Annotated in this window: 16 protein-coding genes; 12 read left to right on the forward strand and 4 right to left on the reverse strand. The window is 42.7% G+C overall.

The genetic code is table 11. The features are described from left to right. The first annotated feature begins 162 nt into the window (after positions 1 to 162). Positions 163 to 615: a GreA/GreB family elongation factor gene (locus tag KI659_RS00915; protein WP_213943460.1), complete on the forward strand. Its 453-nt coding sequence runs from the start codon at positions 163 to 165 to the stop codon at positions 613 to 615. Here the strand turns inward: KI659_RS00915 and KI659_RS00920 are convergent. Both KI659_RS00920 and KI659_RS00925 read right to left on the reverse strand, forming a co-directional pair. Then, entirely contained in the window at positions 599 to 2,281 is a 1,683-nt protein-coding gene (locus KI659_RS00920) for a M56 family metallopeptidase (protein ID WP_213943461.1), read from the reverse strand. The two genes, KI659_RS00915 and KI659_RS00920, sit on opposite strands and share 17 nt — an antisense overlap. Continuing rightward, positions 2,281 to 2,655, reverse strand: a complete 375-nt coding sequence (locus tag KI659_RS00925) for a BlaI/MecI/CopY family transcriptional regulator (RefSeq protein WP_213943462.1) — start codon at positions 2,653 to 2,655, stop codon at positions 2,281 to 2,283. Before KI659_RS00925 ends, KI659_RS00920 begins: the two co-directional genes overlap by 1 nt. A 235-nt stretch (positions 2,656 to 2,890) precedes the next feature. On the opposite strand from KI659_RS00925, the gene KI659_RS00930 reads away from it, so the two are divergent. The 3 genes from KI659_RS00930 (at position 2,891) to KI659_RS00940 (ending at position 5,438) form a co-directional block, all read left to right on the forward strand. Beyond that, the gene (locus KI659_RS00930; RefSeq protein WP_213943463.1) at positions 2,891 to 3,649 is read left to right on the forward strand and encodes an NRDE family protein; all 759 of its coding nucleotides are present in this window, start codon (positions 2,891 to 2,893) and stop codon (positions 3,647 to 3,649) included. A gap of 70 nt (positions 3,650 to 3,719) precedes the next feature. After that, positions 3,720 to 4,700: a YpdA family putative bacillithiol disulfide reductase gene (locus tag KI659_RS00935; RefSeq protein ID WP_213943464.1), complete on the forward strand. Its 981-nt coding sequence runs from the start codon at positions 3,720 to 3,722 to the stop codon at positions 4,698 to 4,700. Between the two features lie 126 nt (positions 4,701 to 4,826). Then, a complete protein-coding gene (locus KI659_RS00940; RefSeq protein WP_213943465.1) occupies positions 4,827 to 5,438 on the forward strand; it encodes a 3-keto-disaccharide hydrolase in 612 nt (203 codons plus the stop codon). Positions 5,439 to 5,481: 43 nt separating this feature from the next. Here the strand turns inward: KI659_RS00940 and ade are convergent, their stop codons facing one another. Beyond that, positions 5,482 to 7,110, reverse strand: a complete 1,629-nt coding sequence (ade, locus tag KI659_RS00945; protein ID WP_213943466.1) for an adenine deaminase — start codon at positions 7,108 to 7,110, stop codon at positions 5,482 to 5,484. A 224-nt stretch (positions 7,111 to 7,334) separates the two neighbouring features. Between ade and cmk the strand changes: the two genes are divergently transcribed. The 8 genes from cmk (at position 7,335) to KI659_RS00985 (ending at position 14,697) form a co-directional block, all read left to right on the forward strand. Then, a complete protein-coding gene (gene cmk / locus KI659_RS00950) occupies positions 7,335 to 8,015 on the forward strand; it encodes a (d)CMP kinase (protein WP_213943467.1) in 681 nt (226 codons plus the stop codon). Between the two features lie 11 nt (positions 8,016 to 8,026). Next, positions 8,027 to 8,926, forward strand: coding sequence for a 4-hydroxy-3-methylbut-2-enyl diphosphate reductase (locus tag KI659_RS00955; RefSeq protein ID WP_213943468.1), 900 nt, complete (start codon positions 8,027 to 8,029; stop codon positions 8,924 to 8,926). 138 nt (positions 8,927 to 9,064) lie between these two features. Beyond that, positions 9,065 to 10,429: a Na(+)-translocating NADH-quinone reductase subunit A gene (locus tag KI659_RS00960; RefSeq protein ID WP_213943469.1), complete on the forward strand. Its 1,365-nt coding sequence runs from the start codon at positions 9,065 to 9,067 to the stop codon at positions 10,427 to 10,429. A gap of 5 nt (positions 10,430 to 10,434) precedes the next feature. Continuing rightward, a complete protein-coding gene (locus KI659_RS00965; RefSeq protein WP_213943470.1) occupies positions 10,435 to 11,637 on the forward strand; it encodes an NADH:ubiquinone reductase (Na(+)-transporting) subunit B in 1,203 nt (400 codons plus the stop codon). Then, positions 11,624 to 12,394 (forward strand): NADH:ubiquinone reductase (Na(+)-transporting) subunit C, encoded by a 771-nt coding sequence (gene nqrC, locus KI659_RS00970; protein ID WP_213943471.1) that lies wholly within the window; start codon positions 11,624 to 11,626, stop codon positions 12,392 to 12,394. The genes KI659_RS00965 and nqrC overlap by 14 nt, the downstream gene beginning before the upstream one ends. Before the next feature lie 25 nt (positions 12,395 to 12,419). Beyond that, positions 12,420 to 13,094, forward strand: coding sequence for an NADH:ubiquinone reductase (Na(+)-transporting) subunit D (locus tag KI659_RS00975; protein ID WP_213943472.1), 675 nt, complete (start codon positions 12,420 to 12,422; stop codon positions 13,092 to 13,094). A 15-nt stretch (positions 13,095 to 13,109) separates the two neighbouring features. Next, positions 13,110 to 13,721, forward strand: a complete 612-nt coding sequence (gene nqrE / locus KI659_RS00980; protein ID WP_143962316.1) for an NADH:ubiquinone reductase (Na(+)-transporting) subunit E — start codon at positions 13,110 to 13,112, stop codon at positions 13,719 to 13,721. A gap of 382 nt (positions 13,722 to 14,103) precedes the next feature. After that, entirely contained in the window at positions 14,104 to 14,697 is a 594-nt protein-coding gene (locus KI659_RS00985) for a DUF502 domain-containing protein (RefSeq protein WP_213943473.1), read from the forward strand. Positions 14,698 to 14,895: 198 nt separating this feature from the next. On the opposite strand, the gene trxA is transcribed toward KI659_RS00985, so the two are convergent. After that, positions 14,896 to 15,252 (reverse strand): thioredoxin, encoded by a 357-nt coding sequence (trxA, locus tag KI659_RS00990; RefSeq protein ID WP_262897961.1) that lies wholly within the window; start codon positions 15,250 to 15,252, stop codon positions 14,896 to 14,898.

Here is a 15,252-nt window from a genome sequence, read left to right on the forward strand (position 1 = left end):
AGAAGTCTCTTTTCCTTTAATTTTTGCTCCCTCCCTATAAAGAAAGTAATTGGCCACAAAGGTCCCAAAGTTTTAATGAAGGGATACAAAGGCTATTTTGCGGAGATATTTTAAAATACATTTTTATAAAGTGTCAAATAGGCGCCATTTAATCACCAAACCATGCAAAACAAGAAACAGGCAATATTAGCAGCCCTGAAATCGACTTTGGAATCGAAAGTCAGTGAAGTCAAATCATCTCTACAGGCCTTGGATGACTCGGGGGAAGGGGAGACTAAAAGTAGCGCAGGTGACAAGTATGAAACTTCCAGGGAGATGATCAATCAGGAAAGGACCAAGTTTTCCCAAGTGTTGCAGGATTTGACTTCTCAACTTCAGGTGGTAAACAGTATTTCACTGGAATCGCAAAAAGAAAAAGTGGAACTGGGTGCGCTTGTGGAGCTCGATGGGATGACACTTATTATAAGTGTTCCTTTTGGAAAGCTCGACGTGGAGGGAGAACAGGTGTTTGCCGTGTCCATAAAAAGCCCCGTGGCCCAATCTTTATTAGGGAAAACCACGGGGGATGAAGTTTTGGTAAACAAAAAGAAAATGACGATTAAGACTCTTTGTTAACCGGCTTTTCTTCTTTGAAAGCGTCTTTAAGCAACTTTTCCAGTTCTTTAAAGTGGTGGTCGTTTTTCTTCTGCCACTCTTCCATTTTTTGCTGAAACTCTTCCATTTTTGGAGCAAATTCCTTTTGCCATTCTTCCATTTTGGCTTCAAGTTCCTTCAGTTTTGGCTCTAGTTCAGCAGTGATCTGCTTGTTTCTCTCCACTATCACTACTTCTTTATCTTTGAGCTTGTTTTGTAACTCCTCGAGACGAGGTCCATTCTCCTGAGTCCAGATCATTATGCGCTTTTGCAAGTCCTCACCTGCGATTTCCATTTTATGGGCATTTTCTTCCAATAGCTTCTCAATTCTTTCCCAATCCTTCTTTTTAAAAACTGATGTGTCGAGTTTGTGCGGAAGACTGTCCAGCATATGCTTGCGCATTACTATTTTGGGAGATTTTGTGATTTGGGTGTCTCCATTGATAATGACCATTCTCTTGATGACTTTTTCATCCTCTCCTTTCTCTTTATCACCATTCACTTCTTCTATAACTTCAAATTCCATCACTTTTTTCTTTTCGGGGATGGTATCGAGGACCTTTTCATATTTGGGTAGGTCAAGAGTGATGTTGTCAGAAACCTTAGTCAGTAGATCGTTTTGTGAATTTGTGCTGGAGGCGAGTGCCAGAGTCGCACTTAGAATCAATGTAGTAATCATAGTGTATGAAATTATGGATGGAAATTTGGGTTTTGTATCTGAATATCCCAGGATAAGTTTAATCCTTTCCAGGGTTGTGTTTTTGTTTTTACCTGCTGCCAATGCCACTTCTGGGTTGTTTTCCACGCTATGGTTGAGAACTTCTGCCAGGGCATAGGCCAAATCTTCCGGGGCCACTCCGCTGGAGATTGCCAGTTGGTCGGCTGCTTTCTCGCGATGTTCTCTTATTTCGGCATTGACCCACCAGAAGCAAGGGTGGTAGAAAAAGATGACTTCCAAGATGGATTGGTAAACATTGAAGAAGTAGTCATTCCTTTTGATATGGGCCAATTCATGTGTGATAATGGCCTCCAACTGAGCAGGTTGAAGTTGTAAAAGCAAACTTGCAGGGATTACCACAATTGGTTTTAGAAAGCCGAAAGTAATGGGGGAAGAGCCTTTTTTGGAGATCCCAAAGCGAACGCTTTGCTGAATGCCCATTTGGCTGGTCTGTCTTTTGGCAAAATCAATCCATTTATCAGACAAGGTATATTGTATTTCCTTCTTAAGATTTTGTAAGGCTGCTAGGTTTCCCAAAAGCCGAATAGGAAACATTGCAGCACCCAACAGCCAAATGTTAACTATATAAGGGAGGTTGGATGCAATCAATGACTTTAGGGAAAGTATTATGTCGGTATTTCCGGTTGGAGATGCATATTGCCAGCCATTTTCCGAAAGGATCATTACCATGTGCTCAGTTTGGGCTACCTGAAGGTAATAATAGCCCATTGTGGCACCTGAGGCCACCAACATTGCCCCCAGTGCTATTAGCCCTGCATTATATTTGAATGCAGCTGATTTGGCGTGCCAGATCTTTGTCAGGCCGTAATAGGCCAGCGTAATGATCAAAATCTGCCATAAGGAATGCATCAGGGTCCAACCCAGTGCTATCCTGAAGGTTTCTGGAAGTATAAAATCAAGCGTTTCCATTATTTGTCATTTTCCAACTTGTTCAAAAATGCTCTTATCTCGGCAATTTCCTCTTTGGAGGGTTCACTTTGGCCTAGAGCCTGCATCACCAGCTTTTTGGCCGATCCCCCAAAGGCCAAAGACATGAAATTCTTGACTAGGGAAGTCTGGGTTTCCTTTTGGCTGATGGCGGGTTTATAGATGTGACCCCGACCCTCCCCATATCTGTCGAGCAGACCTTTGGCGTGCATTACCTGCATCTGTTTCAGCGTAGTGGTGTAACCGGTATCTTTGCTCACACTAAGCTTTTCATGGACTTCGCGCACGCTAGCTTCGCCCGTTTCCCATAATAGGCCTAGGATTTCAAGTTCTGATTCTGTGGGTTTTACGTTCATTTTTATTGGTACGATATTTATCGTATCAAAGGTATACGATTTTTGTCGTAGATACAAGAGTCACGTTTGGGATTTGTGTTAAAAACTCTAAAAATCAATTTGGCCCTTGGTTTGATTAAGTTCGAAAAGTTGAAATAAACCTGGAGTTGGGAATTATTTTTTTAGTAATTCCCTTTACTTATCGGCTGGATATAGGTAAGATATAATATATTTGGCTTTTTAAAGCGTAGAGTTTATGTGTTTACTGACGTTTAATTGGCTTGCTCACCCTGAGTACAGATTGATATTAGTAGGAAATAGAGATGAGGTCTTCGATAGGCCTTCCAAACCCATCCACCAGTGGGATTCCGGTTTCTTTGGCGGCAAGGATCTGAAGAGTGGAGGAGCCTGGATGGGGATATCCCCTGAGGGAAGGTTTGCCGCTATTACCAACTACAGGGATTTTTACAACCTCAAAGAAAACCCTGTAAGCCGCGGGTTTTTGGTCAAAAACTTTTTGGAGGGCAGCATGTCCCCATTTGACTACCTGACGGAAATTTCCACCAAGATGGATAAATACGATGGTTTTAATTTGCTCGTAGCAGATACCGAGAAGATGTATTACCTGAGCAATTATGGGGAAGATATCATTGAGATTGAGCCGGGACTTCACACTCTTAGCAACGAATTGCTCAATTCTGACTGGCCGAAAGAACAGTTGGCTCAAGAAGATTTGCAGGAACTCATCCTACTGGACAAGCTTCATCCGACCGAGATGCTGGATATCCTCAAAAGCGAGGAGATCATTCCCGATGAAAAGCTGCCAGATACCGGCGTCACCCTCATTCAGGAGCGCGCCCTGTCCGCCCAATTTGTTCGTCTCGAAGATTATTATGGTACAGTTAACACGACTGCCATTCTTTGGGGGCACGATGGGAGTGGGTTGATTTCTGAAAAGTTTTATGTAGGAAAGGAAGAAGCGGAAAACAACACCATCACTTTCCGAACCAAATGATTCGAATTTATTTGAACTCTCTATCTGAAAATGGGTTTGTCTACTGAAAAGAATTAAATCACCTTTTTAGATGAACACTATTGATGTCTTGATAATCGGGGGTGGCCCCATAGGCTTGGCCTGCGGGATCGAAGCGACTAAAGCCAACCTCACCTATGTAATCCTTGAAAAAGGAACACTCACCAATTCTTTATTCAACTATCCGGTCAACATGACTTTTTTCTCAACCTCCGAAAAACTGGAGATGGGGGGTGTCCCGTTCATGTCATTGGCCAATAAACCTACCCGGACGGAGGCATTAGAGTATTACAGGAGGGTTCAAAAACATTACAACCTAAAGGTTAACCTTTACGAAAAAGCAGAAAAGATTAGCAAGGTGGAAGACGGCTTTGAAGTCAAATCCTCCAAGGCTGTTTACCATGCCCGCCATATTATTATTTCCACTGGATTTTATGACCTTCCCAATCTCATGAATGTGCCGGGAGAGGATCTTCCCAAAGTCAGCCACTATTATAAAGAGCCCTGGCCTTATATTGGTCAAAAAGTAATCGTAGTAGGAGGGGGGAACTCGGCCGTGGATGTGGCTTTGGAAACCTGGAGGAAAGGAGCGGAAGTCACGATGGTGTTGAAAGAAAACACAGTAGATAGAAACGTAAAGTATTGGGTGCTGCCTGATATCGAAAACAGAATCAGGGAAGGAAGTATCAAAGCCTATTTTAATTCCACGATCAAGGAAATCACTCCATCTACGGCCGTGCTTAATACCCCGGAGGGCGATGTGATTTTGGAAAATGACTTTGTGCTGGCGATGACTGGCTATAAGCCAAATTTTGAGCTTCTCGAACAAATTGGAGTGAGTCTAAATTTGGATGAACACCGGCAGCCCTGCTATGATGAGACCAACCAAGAGTCTAACATTCCGGGAGTGTATTTGGCCGGCGTAGTATGCGGAGGGCTGAATACCAGGGAATTTTTTATAGAAAACTCGATTGCCCATGCGGAATCCATTATTAGAGATATAAAAAAGAAGAAGGATATCGCCAGTTTATAGCTGATTAAGCAGCTTTTTACTAACTTCTAAGTTAAATTTATTTTTTTGAGCACATTCCGCCAAGTGTCCAGGATTTTTGGAAAGGTTATTGCAAACTACCTGACTTTAACACTAACTTTTAGCAAAATGAAGATACTGAGAATTTTAGGTTTAGTCGGAGTGATTTGGGTCTCCTTAAGTGGATTTGGATTCAACAACGAGGATGAAGAGGGCTGGATCAGCCTGTTTGATGGAACTAGCCTAGAGGGATGGACGGTGAATGAAAACCCAAGGGCTTTTCAGATTTTTGGGGGAATGTTGGTTTCCCATGGACCACGGGCACACCTGTTTTATGATGGAAATGAGATTGGACAGGATTTGAAGGATTTTGAACTTAAGGCTGATATTATGACTTTTCCAAAAGCCAGTTCGGGAATTTTCATCCACACTGAATATACGGATAAAGGCTATCCTGAAAAAGGCTATGAGATCCATGTCAATGAGGCCTCCAAGTGTATCAACCGTGCCAATGGCAAAAGCCATGAGGACAAAACCAGAAACACTTTTGTAAAGGATATGCAATGGTTTACCCAGCACATAATCGTAAAAGACAATACGGTAACCATCAAAATCAATGATGAAGTGGTCAATAAATATGAGTTGAGCGATGAGGAGCTCAACGGGGGCACTATCGCCCTTCAGGCCCACGACATGCAGAGTCGGGTCTATTTTAAAAATATTAAAATCAAGCCTTTATAGGAAATAACAAAAACGGTCAGGACTTCAATCCTGACCGTTTTTGTTATAAGAAAAGGTCTGTGAACTCAAATTTCTGACCGTCAAATAATCCTTTGTCGCTCAGTTTGAGGTCAGGGATGACCAGGAGGGCCATAAAGCTTAAGGTCATGAATGGAGACTGCAGACTTGATCCCATGTCCTTGGCCATTTTATCTATAGCAGTATACTGATCGGCTACCTTATAGCCATCCTCAGCAGACATGATTCCGCCTACAGGTAAGGCCAAAACCATGGAGTTGTTAGCGTTGACGGCAGACACGCCACCCTTGGCCTCAATTATCAGATTAACTGCTTTAGCTATGCTATCATCATCTACCCCTACGGCGATGATGTTATGCGAATCGTGGCCAACAGAGGAAGCAATCGCCCCTTCGGTAAGGCCAAAGTTTTTGATAAAAGCTACTGCGGGAGCGGTGTCGTCATAACGGTTCACCACCGTGATTTTAAGAATGTCCCGCTCCGGATTGGAAATTGCTTTTCCGTTTTTGACCAAAATTTCACCCTTAATTTCAGGGGTAATCAATTGACCATCCAAAGCTTCTATCACTCTTACGGCCTGACCTTTTGCTTCTATTTGAAAGTCCTCAACGGCCTTTTTACCTGTTTTGAAGTTGTTGATGATTTCATTCGGCACGCTTTCGATGAGGGTTTTGCCATTCTCAGCCACCAGTTGCCCATCAATAAAGGTTTTGATCACTTCAAATTTCTCCAGGTCTTTCACTACGATAAAATCCGCCGGATCACCTTCATTCAATGAGCCCACTTCCAAATTGTAATGACTGATAGGGTTGAGACAGGCAGCTTTGAGCACATCAAACAGGTCCTTGTTTTCGGCCACAGCCCTTGCGGCCAAGTGGTTGATATGGCTCACGGCGAGATTGTCCGGGTGCTTGTCGTCGGAACAGAACATGATCATGTCGGCATGTTTATCAATCAGGCCAATTAAAGCTTCAAAGTTTTTGGCAGCGCTACCTTCCCTGATGGAAATTTTCATTCCATGCCTGAGTTTGTCTAAAGCCTCTTCTTGAGTAAAGCACTCATGGTCGGTACTAATGCCAGCGGAAATGTATTTCGCTGCAACATCCCCTTTCAGTCCAGGTGCATGACCATCTACCGGCTTCCCATATTTTTGGGCAATGCCGATTTTTTCCATCACCAAAGCATCCCGGTTTACAGTTCCTGGCCAATTCATCATTTCTGCCAGATAAGTGATTTCCTTCCTGGCCATCAAATTGTCAATGTCTTGAGCAGTAATCTCCCCTCCGGCAGTTTCAAATGGCGTGGCGGGCACGCATGAAGGAGCACCAAAGTAGAACTTAAAAGGCACTTTGTTTCCATTTTCAATCATGTATTCCACTCCCTTCATCCCGCAAACATTGGCGATTTCATGTGGGTCAGATATAGTGGCCACCGTGCCATGGACCACCGCAAGGCGGGCAAATTCAGAGGGTACCAGCATAGACGATTCCACATGCACATGGGCATCGATGAAGCCAGGCATTATATACACATCCGGAGCGTGATCGGTCTTTTTTACCTGTGATATTTTGCCGTTTTCGACACATACCTCTGCGTGAAAGATCTGGCGGTTAGGTATATCGACAAACTGGCCGGAAATAGAGAAGCTTTTCATAAAAATGGGATTAAGCGGGAAATAAAATTTCATTTAGGCCTTCAAGGTGGGCCTGAAACCCAAAAATACGAAAGTAGGAGGACTTTCGGAAAGTTGTCATTAAATGCTGCGAAAATTACGCTTTTTGGACTTTTGAAGATACCTTTGCCACAGTTCTCATAAAAGATTAAAAACTCTTATATTTGCACCGGAAAATAGCCTTTTCCCGAATTAACAAAGATTGGATGAAGAAAATTGTAATTGCTATTGACGGCTTTTCTGGTTGTGGTAAAAGTTCAACAGCCAAGGCAGTAGCTAAAACTTTGAATTATACCTATATAGATTCAGGAGCCATGTATAGAGCGGTGACGCTCCATTTTATCAATAGCTTTACCAATCTTACCAATCCCAAGGAAGTGCTCAAGGCTCTTTCGACATTGAAAATTGAGTTTCACAAGAACGAGGAGACAGGTTTTCAGGAAACATACCTCAACGGATTGAATGTTGAAAAGCAGATCAGAACCATGAAGGTATCGGAGAGGGTCAGTGAAGTGAGCAAACTGAAAGATGTGCGCCAGGAACTGGTGGCTCAGCAGAAGCGGCTCGGCAGGCACAAAGGGGTGGTAATGGACGGCCGCGACATTGGAACAGTAGTGTTTCCCGATGCGGACCTGAAGGTGTTCATGACAGCCGATCTAATCATCAGGGCAGAAAGAAGGCAGCAGGAGCTGTTGGAAAAAGGCGATTTAGTGGAGCTGGATAAAATTGTCCACAACCTTGGGGAAAGAGACAGAATAGATTCCAGCAGGGATATCAGCCCTTTGAAAAAGGCCGATGATGCTGTGGAGATTGATACAAGTTACTTGGATTTTGACGACCAAGTAACCCAAATTGTAAAATTGGCCAAAGAGAAAATCGAGGCTTAAACGACTATGTCATGCAGGTAACTATAGATAAAAATTCTGGATATTGTTTTGGGGTGGAGTTTGCCATTAAGATGGCCGAGGACGAGATGGAAGGTGCTGACACGCTCTACTGTCTGGGAGATATAGTCCACAATGACATGGAAGTCAACCGGCTGAGCCAAAAGGGACTGGTGGTCATCGACCGCGAGCAGCTCAAGGAAATCAGCGACTGCAAAGTACTCATCCGTGCCCACGGAGAGCCGCCGGAAACCTACCGAACGGCGATAGAAAACAACATCGAGCTCATTGATGCCTCCTGTCCTGTAGTGTTGAAACTCCAGCACAGGGTCAAAAATGCCTACGATAAAATGGCAAAGGAAAACGGGCAGATTGTCATTTATGGTAAAAAGGGACATGCTGAAGTAATCGGCCTGACCGGCCAGACCAGGGAGAATGCTATCGTGGTGATGGAGGAGCATGACTTGGAAAAAATTGACTACAACCGCCCGATCACCCTTTTCAGCCAGACCACTAAAAGCACGAAAGGTTTTTATGACCTGAAAGAAAAAATCTCCCAAAGAATAGAAAAAGCGAAAGGAGCAGTAGAAGAAGTTGACTTCAACGCCAACGATTCTATCTGTAGGCAGGTCTCCAACCGTGAGCCACAGCTTCGTAAATTTGCACAGGATAACGATGTGATCATTTTTGTTTCAGGTAAGAAAAGTAGTAATGGAAAAGCGCTTTATCATGTTTGTAAAGAGCAAAATGAACGAAGCTATTTTGTTGAAAATGAGTCAGAAATAAACAAAGAGTGGTTCAAATGTGATGATAAGGTTGGCGTATGCGGGGCTACTTCCACCCCGATGTGGCTGATGGAGCAGGTGATGAACCATGTGCAGAATTGGGAGAAAGAAGGATTGATAACAGCGTAAATTAGATGCGTCTCAAACAAAATAATTGCCAAGTATACCTATTTAGTGGAAATAATCGGGCAATTATCTTCTAATAACTAATGTATTTTCTTAGATTTGAGGCGTTTTTAAAGGGACCATATAGTTCAAAAAATAAATATGTCAAAACTAATAAAGCTTAAGAAGGGATTTGATATTAAGCTTGCCGGAAAAGCTGACAAGCAGCTTGCAAATTTCCAGCCAGCTCAGACCTTTGCGATCAAACCTACAGACTTCATAGGGATGCAACGCCCTAAAGTAATTGTCAATGAGGGTGATACTGTGAAAGCAGGTACCCCGATCTTGTTTGATAAAAAACTTGACAGAGTTCAATATGTATCTCCTGTATCAGGTGAAATCGTAGAGATTAAAAGAGGTGAAAAAAGGAGGTTGCTTGAGATCAAAATCAAGGCTGATCAAACCTTTGAATTTGAACAATTCACCAAATATTCTGACTCGGATCTCAAATCTCTAAAAAGAGAAGATGTGGTAAACCACATGGCCATGACCGGTGTATGGCCCCAGCTTATCCAGAGACCCTTTGGTGTAGTCGCCAATCCGGAAGATGAGCCTAAAGCTATCTTTATTTCAGGTTTTGACACCCATCCATTAGCCCCAGATTATGGCTTCTTATTGAAGGGCCAAGAAAAATATTTCCAGGTAGGTATCAACGTGTTGAAAAAGCTTACTCCTGGGGTAGTGCACCTCAACTTGGAGGATGGCGCTGAAGTACCTTCAGTATACAACAACGTTCAGAATGTGCAAATCAACAAGTTTTCTGGTCCCCACCCGGCTGGAAACGTAGGGGTGCAGATCCACCACATCAACCCAATCAACAAGGGCGATGTCGCTTGGACAGTAAATCCATACGGAGTTGTACAGATCGGTAAATTGTTCATGGATGGAGTTTATGATGCTTCCAAAATCGTTGCCATCACCGGGTCACACCTTACCAAACCTGCTTATGCTAAAACCTATATCGGAGCTTGCGTAGATAAGTTTTTGGCAGGAAATACCAAAGAAGGAAAATTCAGAGTAGTTTCTGGTAACGTGCTTACAGGTCAGCGAATCAACAGCGATGGCTATGTAGGTTATTACGACAATCAAATCACTGTACTTCCTGAAGGGGATGAATACGAGTTCCTAGGCTGGATGAAACCGACTTCGGCTAGACTTAGCTACCACCGGGCATTGGGGCTTTTCAGCTTTTTGAAGCCAAACCAAGAGTTCGTGTTGGACACCAACATGAGAGGTGAGGAGAGAGCCTTCGTGCAGACAGGCGTATTTGAGAACGTGACTCCAATGGACATCTATCCAGTTTATCTTCTTAAAGCTATCATGGCTGAGGATTATGATGAGATGGAAGAGCTTGGAATCTATGAATTGATCGAAGAGGATCTTGCCCTTTGTGAATTTGTGGACGTGTCCAAGCATCCTGTACAGGAGATTTTAAGAAAAGGAATTGAACTAATACAATATAGTTAATTAATATGAAGTTTCTACGCGATCTGTTAGATAAGCAGAAGCCGCTTTTCCATAAGGGCGGCAAATTGGAGAACTTGTATTATTTGTATGAAGCAGGTGAGACGTTCCTGTTTACCCCTAATCATACAACTAATCCGAGAGGTGCCCAAATCAGGGATGCCATAGATCTAAAAAGAATGATGATCACCGTGGTGATCGCTATGATCCCATGTTTGCTCTTCGGTATCTATAATACCGGAAACATGCACTACCTGGCAGTAGGTGAGGCAGCGGATTTCGGAGATAAATTTCTTTTAGGTGCTATCTTAGTACTTCCTATAGTATTGGTATCATACGCTGCCGGGGGATTGGTAGAGGCCATATTTGCCGTGGTACGTAAACACCCTATCAATGAAGGCTTCTTGGTAACAGGGATGTTGATACCATTGGTAGTACCTGCCACTATTCCTTTATGGCAAGTGGCCTTGGCGACAATTTTCGCCGTGGTAATCGCCAAAGAGGTATTTGGTGGTACAGGTATGAATATCCTAAACGTAGCCATGACCGCAAGGGCTTTCCTTTACTTTGCCTACCCAATGCAGATTTCTGGTGACCAGGTTTGGACTTACGTAGGAGATAAAATGCCAGTTGATGGTTTCTCAGGTGCTACAGCACTTGCTGTTGCTTATCAGGCTGGACAGGAAGGAGTAACTGCTACTTCAGCACTTGCTTCGCACAATGCTGGAATCATGGACGACATGTTCAGCTTTGCAAATATGTTTTTTGGATTTATCCCAGGATCTATTGGTGAGACATCAACTTTGATGGCTCTAATCGGTGCTGCGATTCTTATTTTGACAGGAGTTGCCAGCTGGAAAATCATCGCTAGTGCCTTCGGTGGTGCTTGGTTGATGGGCTTCGTATTGGAGCTTCTTGCAGTAAACGAATATATGGCTATGCCAGCACATTACCACTTGGTAATGGGAGGTATTGCTTTCGGTATTGTCTTTATGGCTACTGACCCAGTTTCTGCATCCCAAACCGAAACAGGAAAGTGGATTTACGGTTTTATGATCGGTGTGCTTACCGTGATCATCCGTGTAACTAACCCAGCTTATCCTGAAGGGATCATGCTTGCGGTCTTGTTCATGAACGTATTTGCACCACTTATCGATCACTATGTAGTACAAGCAAACAAGAAAAGGAGGTTACAACGTGCAACAGTCTAACGCATATATCATCACATTCTCTGTTATCCTTACTGTAGTTCTTGGACTACTTTTGTCAGGTACATCAGAGCTGTTAGGACCGATTCAGAAGAAAGCTGAAGAATTGGATACCAAAAAGCAAATCCTTGGTGCGGTAATGCCGGCAGAGGAATTGAACAGAATGGAAGCCGAAGAAGTAATTAGCTATTATGAGAGCAGAATCTCTTCAAAGGTAGTAAACATCAACGGTGAAGAAGTAGAGCAAGATGAAGAAGGTAACCCATTGGTTGCTGAAAATGTAAACATCGCTAAAAACTTCAAAAGAGCCCCTGAAGAAAGACTTTATCCCGTGTTTATTTTCCACGCTGAAGGAAATGAAGAAGACGTTCAGTCTATCATTCTTCCGGTTTATGGAAATGGTCTTTGGGATGAAATCTGGGGCTATGTAGCCCTTCAGACTGACCTTAACACCATCGAGGGTGTGACTTTTGCCCACGCAGCGGAAACGCCAGGTTTGGGTGCAAGAATCACTTCAGGTGACGTGCAGGCCAGGTATAGAGGCAAGGAGATCTTCAACGAAGCTGGAGAACTTGAAGCAGTAAGAATGCAAAAAGGTGAGGGTAAAGATTACTCAGCCGATCCGCATAAAGTTGACGGCCTTTCTGGTGCTACAATCACTGCTGAAGGTGTAAACAAAATGTTGGAGCGCTACTTGAGCCACTACAAGAGCTACTTGGAAAGAAAAAGAACCGGTGACGCTCCTGTTGCTTTAAATTAATTTTGAACGTTTCAATTTCAATATAATGAGTACAGAAACAGCTGAAGTAAAAAAGCCATCAGAGGCGCTCTTGTCTAAGAGAAGGAAGAAATTGATCACAGATCCCTTGGTGGATGACAATCCAATCACCATTCAGGTTTTGGGTATCTGTTCTGCACTAGCGGTGACCACACAGATGCAACCCACCATGGTAATGGCTCTTTCTGTGATTTTTGTAATGGTAATGGCCAACCTTACCATTTCATTGATGAGAAACACCATCCCTTCAAGGGTTAGGATTATCGTACAGCTTGCTATCGTTGCCTCTTTGGTAACCTTGGTAAACGAGGTGTTGAAAGCATTTGCATTCGACATGTACAAAGAACTATCCGTATTTATCGGGTTGATTATCACCAACTGTATTGTAATGGGTCGTTTGGAAGCTTACGCTTTGGGTAACAAGCCATATGATTCCATCTTGGATGGTTTCGGTAGTGCCCTGGGTTACTCCTGGATCATTCTTGCAGTAGCTTTCTTCAGAGAGCTTTGGGGATCAGGTTCCGTATTTGGATATCCTGTGTTTGACAATGTATCTGCTTTGTTTGGCGATGACTTCTCTTTGGCCACAAACGGTCTGATGGTTTCTCCAGTAGGTGCATTTATCATCCTTGGGTTGATCATTTGGGTACAGCGTACCAAAACTGGTTATGTAGAACACTAAAAATATATCTAAGAAATGGAATTATTTAATTTAGCTATCAGATCAATCTTTATTGATAACATGGTATTTGCCTATTTCCTAGGTATGTGTTCTTTCTTGGCGGTTTCCAAGAAGGTATCTACAGCCCTTGGTCTAGGTGCAGCAGTAATCTTCGTTCTATCAGTGACCGTACCGGTTAACTGGTTGTTGAACGAATTTATCCTAAAGGAAGGTGCTTTGGCCTTCTTGGGTGAGCAATTTGCCACTATCGATTTAACTTTCCTTAGATTCATCATGTTCATCGCCGTTATTGCGGCCATGGTACAGTTGGTGGAAATGATCATCGAAAAATTCGCTCCGGCTCTATATGGTTCTTTGGGTATCTTCCTTCCTTTGATCGCGGTAAACTGTGCGATCCTTGGTGGTTCCCTATTCATGGCCGGTAGAGATTATACTTTGGCTGAGGCTGCGGTATACGGTGCCGGCTCTGGTACAGGTTTCTTCTTAGCCATTGTAGCTTTGGCTGCCATCAGAGAGAAACTGAAGTATTCAAATGTGCCTAACGGATTGAAAGGTCTTGGTATCACGATGCTTATCACTGGACTTATGGGCATTGCCTTCATGTCCTTTATGGGTATCGATCTTTAAGATCTAGAAATACATTAAAAAAGCCCTTTCACTTTGGTGAAGGGGCTTTTTGCGTTTACTTATCTACATTTTCTTTTTACCTCAGGTTTCTAATATTGTAGCAACGAAAGGGATCTAAGTACTAGGTATCAATTACAAAGTGCACCGCAGCAAGTCCCGCAGTTTTGAGGAGGAGTTTTGGCGCTTTTCTGACATTTTCCGCTCTTATTCTCGTGACTCTCCTTCAAAGCTTCGCTCTTAAGATGGGTGGGTGAACCAATATAATACTTCAATTGGTATTCATAATTCATAATTTACCATTTCACCATTTTAAAATTTTATCCCAAAATAATATTGGCATTGTTTTTCCTCGTATTTTTATCTACACTTTTCTCTAAAAACCATGTCATCTTTTACTACTCGGCGCTTTTTGAAATACTTCCTGAGGGGGTTGCTCTTTGTTGTGCCTTTGGCCTTGACCATTTACATCATTTTCTCCATTGTGGTGTTTTTGGATAGCATCATACCGCTTCCTGTTCCTGGATTAGGTATTTTGATTATGCTTGCCTTTATTACTTTTGTAGGCTATATGGCGAGTATTTTCGTGACTAGACCCATATTTGACCTGGTCGAAAAATGGCTGTTTAAAATCCCATTGGTCAATATAGTCTACACCAGTATCAAAGACCTCATGCAGGCCTTTGTAGGGGACAAAAAGAAGTTTAATGTAACCGTAACTGTTAAACTGTCCGATAACATGTACAGGCTGGGTTTCCTGACTCAAGAGGACATGGCCATGATAGAAGAACCTGGGCTAGCCGCCGTTTACTTTCCACACTCCTATAATTTTTCTGGTAACCTTTATATGGTCCCAAAAGAAAACATCAAAATAGTGGAAAATATCAACAATGCCGACGTGATGAAATTCATCGTCTCCGGTGGTGTATCCGAGCTTCAAAGGCCCGAAGAAAGCTTTGAAAACACGATTAAAAAGTAGCTTCTTTATCAAAAATATTTCTCGTAAAGACGTAAAGTTTGCAACGTTTATATTGATTATTATTGAAAATTTAAAATAACACTTTGGCTTTGCGCTACCTTAAAAAGCTTTGCGGTGAATTAACCACTCGGTTCTTCTGACATGAAAAAAGCCTGATGGTAATCTACCATCAGGCTTTTTTATAAGTTTTTGCTTCAATTACATTTGTGCATCAAGCTTCTGAGCCAATACAGTCTTAGGTACAGCACCTACTTGCTTATCTACGATTTCTCCGTTCTTGAAGAACAATAAAGTAGGGATACTTCTGATACCGAATTTGGCAGCTACGTTAGGATTGGAGTCTACGTCTACTTTACCTACCACTGCTTTGCCTTCATATTCACCCGCTATTTCTTCCACTACAGGTCCGATCATTTTACATGGTCCGCACCATTCGGCCCAAAAATCAACCAAGATAGGTTGTTCAGATTTGATTACTTCCTCAAAATTAGCGTCCGTGATTTCGATTGCTTTAGCCATATTATTTATTGGTTGTGTTTTAGATTCTTTTTTCAA

The sequence above is a fragment of the Litoribacter ruber genome (genome assembly GCF_018449405.1).
GTDB classification, from domain to species: Bacteria; Bacteroidota; Bacteroidia; order Cytophagales; family Cyclobacteriaceae; genus Litoribacter; species Litoribacter ruber.

Coding starts and splice junctions, on each gene's coding strand:
- KI659_RS00975 (WP_213943472.1), top strand. CDS start 12,420: ATGAGTACAGAAACAGCTGAAGTAAAAAAGCCATCAGAGGCGCTCTTG.
- KI659_RS00955 (WP_213943468.1), top strand. CDS start 8,027: ATGCAGGTAACTATAGATAAAAATTCTGGATATTGTTTTGGGGTGGAG.
- nqrE (WP_143962316.1), top strand. CDS start 13,110: ATGGAATTATTTAATTTAGCTATCAGATCAATCTTTATTGATAACATG.
- KI659_RS00920 (WP_213943461.1), bottom strand. CDS start 2,281: ATGGAAACGCTTGATTTTATACTTCCAGAAACCTTCAGGATAGCACTG.
- KI659_RS00960 (WP_213943469.1), top strand. CDS start 9,065: ATGTCAAAACTAATAAAGCTTAAGAAGGGATTTGATATTAAGCTTGCC.
- KI659_RS00985 (WP_213943473.1), top strand. CDS start 14,104: ATGTCATCTTTTACTACTCGGCGCTTTTTGAAATACTTCCTGAGGGGG.
- cmk (WP_213943467.1), top strand. CDS start 7,335: ATGAAGAAAATTGTAATTGCTATTGACGGCTTTTCTGGTTGTGGTAAA.
- KI659_RS00930 (WP_213943463.1), top strand. CDS start 2,891: ATGTGTTTACTGACGTTTAATTGGCTTGCTCACCCTGAGTACAGATTG.
- KI659_RS00915 (WP_213943460.1), top strand. CDS start 163: ATGCAAAACAAGAAACAGGCAATATTAGCAGCCCTGAAATCGACTTTG.
- KI659_RS00965 (WP_213943470.1), top strand. CDS start 10,435: ATGAAGTTTCTACGCGATCTGTTAGATAAGCAGAAGCCGCTTTTCCAT.
- ade (WP_213943466.1), bottom strand. CDS start 7,110: ATGAAAAGCTTCTCTATTTCCGGCCAGTTTGTCGATATACCTAACCGC.
- KI659_RS00925 (WP_213943462.1), bottom strand. CDS start 2,655: ATGAACGTAAAACCCACAGAATCAGAACTTGAAATCCTAGGCCTATTA.
- KI659_RS00935 (WP_213943464.1), top strand. CDS start 3,720: ATGAACACTATTGATGTCTTGATAATCGGGGGTGGCCCCATAGGCTTG.
- KI659_RS00940 (WP_213943465.1), top strand. CDS start 4,827: ATGAAGATACTGAGAATTTTAGGTTTAGTCGGAGTGATTTGGGTCTCC.